This window comes from Kocuria dechangensis (assembly GCF_014636775.1).
Classification (GTDB): domain Bacteria; phylum Actinomycetota; class Actinomycetes; order Actinomycetales; family Micrococcaceae; genus Kocuria; species Kocuria dechangensis.
In genome coordinates this window covers 59,903-68,770 of the sequence record NZ_BMEQ01000019.1, presented here as the reverse complement: position 1 = coordinate 68,770, position 8,868 = coordinate 59,903, and the positions used below count along the sequence as shown (strand labels likewise).

9 protein-coding genes are annotated in these 8,868 nt (G+C 69.8%); all 9 read left to right on the top strand.

The window, feature by feature from the left end; translation table 11 throughout:
- The coding region (locus IEW07_RS15245) for an AEC family transporter (RefSeq protein WP_188538755.1) at window positions 1-866 on the top strand (866 nt) is incomplete at its 5' end.
- A gap of 317 nt (window positions 867-1,183) precedes the next feature.
- Complete coding sequence (locus tag IEW07_RS15240) at window positions 1,184-2,197, top strand: Bug family tripartite tricarboxylate transporter substrate binding protein (RefSeq protein WP_188538753.1); 1,014 nt, start codon at window positions 1,184-1,186, stop codon at window positions 2,195-2,197.
- A gap of 51 nt (window positions 2,198-2,248) precedes the next feature.
- Entirely contained in the window at window positions 2,249-3,340 is a 1,092-nt protein-coding gene (locus IEW07_RS15235; RefSeq protein WP_188538751.1) for an Ldh family oxidoreductase, read from the top strand.
- Window positions 3,337-4,548: an L-2-hydroxyglutarate dehydrogenase gene (gene lhgD / locus IEW07_RS15230; RefSeq protein WP_188538749.1), complete on the top strand. Its 1,212-nt coding sequence runs from the start codon at window positions 3,337-3,339 to the stop codon at window positions 4,546-4,548. Before IEW07_RS15235 ends, lhgD begins: the two co-directional genes overlap by 4 nt.
- Before the next feature lie 114 nt (window positions 4,549-4,662).
- Window positions 4,663-5,400: a ribonuclease activity regulator RraA gene (locus tag IEW07_RS15225; RefSeq protein ID WP_188538747.1), complete on the top strand. Its 738-nt coding sequence runs from the start codon at window positions 4,663-4,665 to the stop codon at window positions 5,398-5,400.
- Between the two features lie 34 nt (window positions 5,401-5,434).
- Window positions 5,435-6,157: a GntR family transcriptional regulator gene (locus IEW07_RS15220; RefSeq protein WP_188538745.1), complete on the top strand. Its 723-nt coding sequence runs from the start codon at window positions 5,435-5,437 to the stop codon at window positions 6,155-6,157.
- A 23-nt stretch (window positions 6,158-6,180) separates the two neighbouring features.
- Window positions 6,181-7,155 carry a phosphoglycerate dehydrogenase gene (locus tag IEW07_RS15215; RefSeq protein ID WP_229741893.1) on the top strand — a complete coding sequence of 325 codons (975 nt, stop codon included), beginning with the start codon at window positions 6,181-6,183 and terminating at the stop codon, window positions 7,153-7,155.
- A gap of 1 nt (window position 7,156) precedes the next feature.
- The gene (locus IEW07_RS15210; RefSeq protein ID WP_188538743.1) at window positions 7,157-8,104 is read left to right on the top strand and encodes a 2-hydroxyacid dehydrogenase; all 948 of its coding nucleotides are present in this window, start codon (window positions 7,157-7,159) and stop codon (window positions 8,102-8,104) included.
- A 415-nt stretch (window positions 8,105-8,519) separates the two neighbouring features.
- The gene (locus tag IEW07_RS15205) at window positions 8,520-8,777 is read left to right on the top strand and encodes a hypothetical protein (RefSeq protein WP_188538741.1); all 258 of its coding nucleotides are present in this window, start codon (window positions 8,520-8,522) and stop codon (window positions 8,775-8,777) included.
- Window positions 8,778-8,868: the final 91 nt, after the last annotated feature.

The following is an 8,868-nucleotide window of genomic DNA, read 5'->3' as shown; positions in this document are numbered from 1 at the left end:
CCAACCCGGCCCTGATGCTGGTGCTCGTCGCGGGCACCGACCTCGACGCCGTGCTGGGCGTCTACACCCCGATCGCGCTGGCCACCGCGGCGGTGGCCGGAGCAGTCTTCGCTCTGGTGAGTGGCGCGCTGCTTCACCGCGGGACCGCCCGCACCGCCGTGGGCGCCATGGCGTCCTCCTACGTGAACGCCGGCAACATCGGGCTGCCCATCGCGCTCTACGCGGTGGGCAGCGCCGCGCCGGTGGTCTCCGTGCTGCTGGCGCAGCTGCTCGTGCTCGCCCCGCTCTACCTGATGGTCCTCTCCTGGGCCAGCCGTCCCTCCCGGCGTGGACCCGGGGCCACCGCCGCGACGACAGCCGTGTCCCGGAATGGCTCCGGCGGAGATCGTGGTGGCGGGCCGGTCGCGCACACGGTGCTGAGGTCGGTGGCCAACCCGGTGACGATCGGCGCCGCCGCAGGCGCGCTGCTCTCGGCCACCGGCACACAGGTGCCGGAGGCGCTGTGGATCCCATTGGAGATGCTCGGGGAGTCCTCTGTGCCCCTGCTGCTGCTCCTGTTCGGCATGAGCCTCTACGGGCAACGCCCGTTCCGCCACCGCGCCCTGGTGCCCGACGTGATCACCGGGACGCTGGTCAAGCTGACGGTGATGCCGGCGGCGGCGTGGCTGATCGGCCGCTTCGGCTTCGGCCTGGACGGCACGGAGCTGCTCGGCGTGGTCGTCATGTCCGCCCTGCCCACGGCCCAGAACGTCTTCCTGTTCTCCTCCCAGTTCCGCATGCCGGCCAACGCCGCCCGCGACATCACGTTCCTGAGCTCGATCCTGTCCTTCCCCGCGATCCTGCTGATCAGCCTGCTCCTCCACTGAAGCGGCGGGGCAAGGCAGGCAGGGCGTGCCGCCAGTTCCTGAACGCGCTCACCGTGAAGGGACGGCCAGTCTCCGCCTGTGCTGACCGAGTCCGAGACCACCCCCGCGCCTCGATCACCGGTCGCCCACGAAATCTTCGGGAAAATGCTTGCGCAAATCTGATGCCCCATTGGTACATTGGTGTGACGGTATACCAAGTGATGTGGAACACACTCCGCTCGACTCCCGGTGATCCCACCGCAGACCTGAACCGCATCTCCACGACCGCGCACCACCCTCAACGCACCGGGGCGGGACACCCGCCCCACGCCCCATCAATGACGATTGGACACGCCATGCTGAACCACTCGATCTTCCGCAAGCGCACCGTTCTGCCCCTTTCCGTCGGCCTCGCCACCGTCGTGACCGTCTCCGGGTGCGGCGGAGTCCAAGCCGGCGGCTCCGAGGACTACCCCACCCGCGAAGTCGGCCTGGTGGCGCCCTTCAGCGCCGGAGGCAGCACCGACCTCACAGCCCGCGCCCTGGCCGAGTCGATGGAGGACCCCCTCGGGCAGAGCGTGGTGGTCGAGAACCTCCCCGGCGCCAACGGCGGAGTGGGAACGCAGGACGCCCTGAACCGAGAAGCCGACGGCTACTCCACCCTGCTGGCCTCCCAGTCGCTGTACTCGGTCACGCCGCTGTTCGTGGAGGACGCGACGAAGACCACCCTGGACGACATGGAGATCGTCGCTCCGGTGAGCGAAGAGGGCTACGCCCTGGTCGTCAACGCCGACTCCCCGCACCAGGACCTCAAGTCCCTGCTGGCCAAGGACCAGATCCGCTACGCCACCTCCGGGGTGGGCAGCGGCGCACAGTTCTCCTCCGCCGGCCTGTTCGCCCTGGCGGGCGCCAACGCCGTGGACGTCCCCTTCGACGGCGGCGCCCCGGCCGTGACCTCCGTGCTGGGCGGGCACACCGATGCGGTGACCGCCCAGATCGCCGAGGTGATGCCCCGGATCAAGGACGGCTCCCTGCGCCCGCTGGCGGTGTTCTCCGAGGAGCGCGAGGAGATGCTCTCCGACGTGCCCACGGCCAAGGAGCTCGGCTACGACTTCACGGTGGTGCAGCGTCGCTGGGTCGCGGTCCCCAAGGACACTCCCGAGGCGGCCGTCGAGGCACTTCGCACGGCGGTGGAAGAGGGCAAGGACTCGGAGTCCTTCCAGGACTTCACGAAGACCAGCTACATCGCCGAATGGGACGTCGAGCCCACCGAGATCCGCAGCATCGTGGAAGCGGACACGGCCAAGTACGAGCAGCTGACCGAGGAGTTCGAGATTGGGAAGTCCAAGTAGGGCCAGCGACCACCACCGCGACGGACGAGGACCGAGAGAAGAAGGACCACCATGCAGCACTATCCGGCCGAACGGCTGAGGGATCAGATCGGGATACTCCTGCGCCAGTGGGGCATGCCCGAGGAGAAGATCGACACGACCACCGAGGCCATGGTTGATGCGGATCTGTCCGGGATCGACTCTCACGGCATCTCAATGCTGATGAACTACGACTCCCTGATGCAGCAGCACAGGATGGACCTGCAGGCGCCGGTGCGGACCGTCACCGAGACCCCGGCCATCGCGGTGCTCGACGCCGGCGGCGGCCTCGGTCACCCCGTGGCCGTCCAGGCGGTGGACCTGGCCATCACCAAGGCCCGTGCCCTGGGCATCGGAGCGGTGGCGGTGCGCAACTCCCACCACTTCGGGGCCACCGGTTTCTACGTGCGCCGGGCGGCCGAGCAGGGCCTGATCGCCCTGGCCACCACCACGGCCCGGGTCCTATCGGTGATCCCTACCGGCGGGTCGGCGCCGGGGCTGAGCACCAACCCGATCGCCTTCGCCGCCCCCACCGCCGAGGGGGAGCCGTTCGTGCTGGACATGTCCACCAGCACCGTGGCCATGAACAAGGTGAAGGCCTACGCCCTCAAGGAACAGGACATCCCGGAAGGATGGGTGATCGACGAGGCGGGCCGGCCGGTCACCGACTCAGCCGCCGCGTTCGCCTACCTGCGCGACCGCCCCGAGGGCGGGCTCGTGCCGTTGGGCGGATCCACCCCGGTCAGCGGTGGGCACAAGGGCTACGGGCTGTCGCTGATGGTGCAGATCCTCAGTGCCGCCCTCTCCGATGCCGCTCTGCCCGGCCGCGGCACCGAGCGAGGGGACAACATTGGGCACTTCTTCCTGGTGATCGACCCGGAGGTGTTCAATCCCGGCGGGGGTGCTGCCGCCTACACCGCCGAGCTGATCGCGATGATGCGCGCCACCCCACCCGTGGACCCCGGTACCGCGGTGCTCGTGCCCGGTGACCCGGAGGCCGCCGCGCGGAAGGTCCGGCAGCGTAAGGGCGTGCCTGTGCCGGGCCTGCTGCTGGAGGCGATCCGTGAGGTGTGTGAGCGCAACGACGTGCCGTTCCTGCTCCAGTCCGAGGAGGCGACGGTATGAGCGACTACACCTACTGCGTCATCGGTGGAGGCATCGTCGGACTGGCGACCGCCTACCAGCTGCTCTCGCGCGAGCCCGAGGCGTCCCTGCTGCTGCTGGAGGCCGAGGACACCCTGGCCACGCACCAGACCGGCCACAACAGCGGGGTCATCCACTCCGGGATCTACTACGAGCCCGGCAGCCTCAAGGCCCGTTTCAGCAAGGCAGGAGCCCAGCAGACCAAGGAGTTCTGCCGCGAGCACGGCATCGCCTTCGAGGAGTGCGGCAAGCTGCTGGTCGCCACCAACGACCTGGAGGCCTCCCGGCTGGAGGCCCTGGAGAAACGTGCCGCCGTCCACGGGCTGGAGGCCCACCGGGTGAGCCAGGCCGAGCTGCGGGAGCGCGAACCCAACATCGCCGGTGTGGCGGCCCTGCTGATCCCCAGCACCGGGATCGTGGACTACACCCGGGTCGCGTCCACACTGGCCGAGCTCATCACCGCCGCCGGCGGGCAGGTGCGCACGGGCTCCCGGGTCCTGGGCATCACCGAGACACCGGAGACCGTCGAGGTCCGCACCGCGGAGGGCACCACCACCTGCGACCAGCTCGTGGTGTGCGCCGGCCTGCAGGCCGACCGGATGGCCGAGCTGGCCGGGCTGCGCCCCGATGTGCAGATCGTGCCCTTCCGCGGGGAGTACTTCCAGCTCCCCGCGGAGAAGGCCGACTACGTCCGTCACCTGATCTACCCCGTGCCGGACCCGCAGCTGCCGTTCCTGGGCGTCCACCTCAGCCCCACCATCGATGGTGCGATCACGGTGGGTCCCAGTGCCGTGCTCGGGCTGGCCCGAGAGGGCTACCCGAAGTTCTCCGTGGATCTGCGCGACACCGCCCGCATGCTGGCCTTCCCCGGCCTGTGGCACGTCGCCCGGGCCAACGTCGCCACCGGCGCCCGGGAGATCCTGAACTCCCTGTTCAAGGCCAGCTACCTGCGGGAGTGCCGCAAGTACGCACCTGCCCTGACCAAGGCGGACCTGTTGCCCTACGAGGCCGGCATCCGGGCCCAGGCGGTGCGCAAGGACGGGACCCTGATCCACGACTTCCTGCTGTCTGAGACATCGCGGATGGTGCACGTGCTCAACGCCCCTTCCCCGGCGGCCACGGCCGCCCTGCCCATTGGGGAGCACCTTGCCGAGCGGGTGAGGGAGCGGGCCGCCCAACAACGCGCCTGACGCCCCACCGGGATGGTCGTACACCGGCACCTTGATATATCCGACGACCGATTCGATACCCACGCAGTCATTCCGGGCTCTACGCTGACCGGACCAGAAGACAGGAAAAAACCCATGACGATCGAGACGGCAACCGCGACCGGCACCGGCCTCAGCGATCAGGCGCGCGCCGCGCTGAGCGTGGTCAGCACCGCGACGCTGACCACGCAGCTGATGGACCGCGGGCTGCGCAACACCTACCTGGAAGGTCTCGGCGCCCTGAACCCCAACCGCCGCCGGATGGTTGGCGAGGCGTTCACCATGCGCTGCATCCCCGCCCGTGAGGACCTCGACGTGCTCTCGGTGTTCCAGGACTACGACCATCCCCAGCGCAAGGCCGTCGAATCGGTCGGGCCGGGGGCCGTTCTGGTCATTGACGCCCGCGGCCAGAAGCGCGCCGCCTCCCTGGGGCACATCCTCGCCACCCGCCTGCTCAGGCGCGGGGCGGCCGGCATTGTCACCGACGGCGCGGTCCGCGACGCCGCCGGCTTCGAGGCACTGGCGCTGCCCACCTTCGCCGCCGGGGCCTCACCCACCACCAATCTTGCCCAGCACCACGTCGTGGACATGCAGCTGCCCATCAGCTGCGCCGAGGTGGCCGTCTACCCCGGGGACATCATGGTCGGGGACCGTGACGGGGTCATCTGCATCCCCCGCCACCTGGCCGAGGAGGTCGCCCGGGACGCGGCGGAGCAGGAAGACCTGGAAGAGTTCATCCTCGAGCAGGTCGAGAGCGGGGCCCCGTTGCGGGGCACCTACCCGCCTGACGCCCAGATGCGCCAGGCGTACCGCAAAGCCCGTAGCAAGCGCTGATCTGCGCCACCCGCGAGACGAAAGGAATCCCGCCATGACGGCATTCTCCGACCCAGGAACCGTCTCCCAACTGCCTCCACTAGGCCTGTCCACCAACCGCTCCGACCTGGTGGTGGAGTCGGTCAAGACCGCGATCCTCTCCGGACAGCTGGCCCCGGACGAGGTCCTGGTGGAGCGGCGCATCGCCGACCAGCTGGGCATCTCCAAGACCCCGGTGCGCGAGGCACTGATCATCCTCATGCGCTCAGGCCTGCTCACCGCCACTGCCCGGCGCGGGGTGTGCGTGCGCCGGCTCAGCCTCCGGGACGTGCGCCACATCTACGAGGAGCGAGTGTTGCTGGAACCGTGGGCCATCGCCCACGCCCGCAGTCCGCACCCGGATTTCAAGGCCGCGGCCCGGGCCCTGGACGACGTCGAGCGGCACCGGGTGGATGGCGACACCGCCGCCAGCGCACTGGCCAACCGACGGTTCCACCGTGCCATGTACGCCCAGTGCGACAACGAGTTCATCGTCGAATCCCTGGACCGGCTCCAGGACCTCACCGCGCTGGCTGCGGCCAGCGTGCTGTGGGAGAAGTGGCCGACCAGCGACAAGGAGTTCACCGAGCACCAGACCATCTACGACGCGGCCCAGGCGGGGCGGCTGGAGGAGGCGGGAGAGCTGATGCGCGAGCACATCCAGGCCTCGATCACCCGGCTGGCCGACCAGGAGTCCGCCGAAGCAGCCGAGCTGTCGGCCTCGGAGCCGGCCCTGTGACGGGGGCCGGCCTGGGACCGGTGGTGGTCACCACTCCCAGCTTCGGGCTGTACTCCGACGCCCCGTGGCAGGCCATCGAGGCAGAGCAACTGGATGTGCGCCGCTCCCGGGCCAAAGGCCCGCTGTCTCCAGCGCAGCTGCGCGAAGAGGTCACCGAGGCCGTGGCGCTGATCGTGGGCGTCGACCGGGTCGACGCCTCCGTCCTCGCCGCCGCCCCGCACCTGAAGGTCATCGGCAAGCACGGCGTCGGGATCGACAACATCGACCTGCAGGCCGCGGCGGAGGCCGGGGTGACCGTCGTACGGACCCCCGGAGCGAACTCCCGCGCCGTGGCCGATCTCGCGGTCACCCTCCTGCTGGCCGGGGCTCGAAAACTCCTCGAGGCGGACCGGACGCTACGGGCCGGGGCGTGGAACCAGCTCTTCGGCCAGGAAATGCACGGCCGGACCCTCGGACTCATCGGATTCGGCCAGATCGGGCGCGAAGTCGCCCGGCGCGGAGCAGGCTTCGGCTGCGAGATCACCGCTTACGACCCGTTCCTGCCCGAGGAGGTCTTCGCACGCGATGGTGTCCGCCGCTGCAGCCTGCCCGAACTGCTCGCCACCAGCGACTTCATCAGCCTCCACGTCCCGATGCCCCCGGACGGGTCCCCCCTCCTCAGCCGGGAAGCACTCGAGACGATGAAGCCCGGCGCCGGCGTGGTGAACACCTCCCGGGGCGGGCTCATCGACAGCGCCGCGGCCGCCGATCTGTTGCGCAGCGGGCACCTGGGGTTCCTCGCCGCCGACGCCTTCGAGGAAGAGCCGATACCACCGGATCATCCCCTGCTCAGTGCACCGAACACCGTGCTCACCCCGCACATCGGCGCCTGCAGCGACGGAGCCAACGCTGCCATGGGCTCCGACGTCATCCACGACGTCGCCCGAGTACTCCGCGGGGAACCGCCCCACCACCCGGTGTCGCCGGACCCTTCGACCACGACACAGACAAGGCACTGACATGACCACCTCCGCACCACCCCGCGTCCTCCAGGTCGGACCCCTCCTGCCGGCGCTGGAGCAAGCTCTGCACCGGACCTACCCGGTGCTTCGCCTGCCCACGGCGCAGGCCGAATCCTTCGTGCAGGAACACGGACACGACATCACCGCCGCCGTCACCTCCGCCACCGTCGGGGTCGACGCGGCACTGATGGCCGCCCTCCCGGAGCTGAAAGCCGTGGTGAACTTCGGCGTCGGCTACGACACCACCGACGTCGCCGCGGCCCGCGCCCGGGGCATCGCCGTCAGCAACACCCCCGATGTGCTCACCGATTGCGTGGCCGATCTGGCCGTGGGGCTGCTGATCGACGTCTTCCGCGGCATCTCCGCCGCCGACCGGTTCGTCCGCGGCGGCGGCTGGGATAGCGGGAAGTTCCCGCTCACCACCCGAGTCAGCGGCAAACGGGTCGGCATCCTGGGACTGGGGCGCATCGGACAGGCGATCGCCAAGCGGCTCGAAGGATTCGACATCGCGATCTCCTACCACAGCCGCTCACCCGTACCCGGTGCGCCCTACACGTACGTCGACTCGGTACACGAGCTGGCCCGGCGCAATGACGCCCTCATCGTGGCGGCATCCGGCGGGCCGGACACGGCCGGCCTGGTCTCGCACCAGGTGCTGGAGGCACTGGGACCCAACGGGTATCTGGTCAACATCGCCCGGGGGTCCCTGATCGACCAGGACGCCCTGGTCGGGGCCCTCACCTCCGGGGCCATCGCCGGCGCCGGCCTCGATGTCTTCACCGACGAACCCTCCGTGCCGGAACCGCTGACCTCCCTGGACAATGTGGTGCTGCTGCCCCACATGGCCAGCGGAACCCAAGAGACACGACAGGCCATGGCGGACCTGGTGCTGGAGAACCTGGACACCTTCCTGCGCACCGGCGAGCTGGTGACTCCGGTCCCATAGACGTTTGGGCCTCCCATATCTGCCAAACGGCCCGTCCCACCCCGCGCGGGTCGGAACGGGCCGTCGTGGTCCCGCAGCGCGCCCGCACCGCGGGGCGCTGCGGCGTACCGCGGGAGGGACGGCACACGGGAACAGGGACCTGCGATGCGCCTGACCACCACTGAGCTCGACGATCTGCTTGTCACGCGCACCACGTACCACAACAGGATCCAGCGCGACGAGGTCACCTTCCTGCGCACCAGTGCGGAGACCGGCGGGGAGCACACCCTGGTGCACGCCGTGGCTGAGCCCGGCGCCGGGGTCGTGCGGCACTACCACCGGTCCTTGATCGAGCTCTTCGACGTCCGGGACGGGGTGCTTGACCGTGGAGGTCGCCAAGCGCCCGTAGGCGCTCCAGGCCGGGGAGAGCGCCGCGGTGCCGCTGGACACCATGCACCGCTGGGCGAACCAGGGCACCGGGCCGGTGCGCTTCCTGGCCGAGATCGCCCCGGGCCACGAGGGGTTCGAGAAGGGCCAGCAGATTCTTTACGGGCTGGCCTCCGACGGGATGTTGGAGCACCGCTGGGAGCACGGCAAGCCCGTGGCGCGCCACCGCGGCACCTTCGAGGAGGCGATGTTCTGGTTCCACCGCACGATCTGCACGGTCGAAGACGACGACCCGGACACGATGTAGACCGCCATGGGGGAGGGGCCGGGGCGAGGTGTACCCGCTGCCGTTCTGCCGCACCTCCTTGCGTTCGGTGTGAGAAGACACCGGTCGTCCC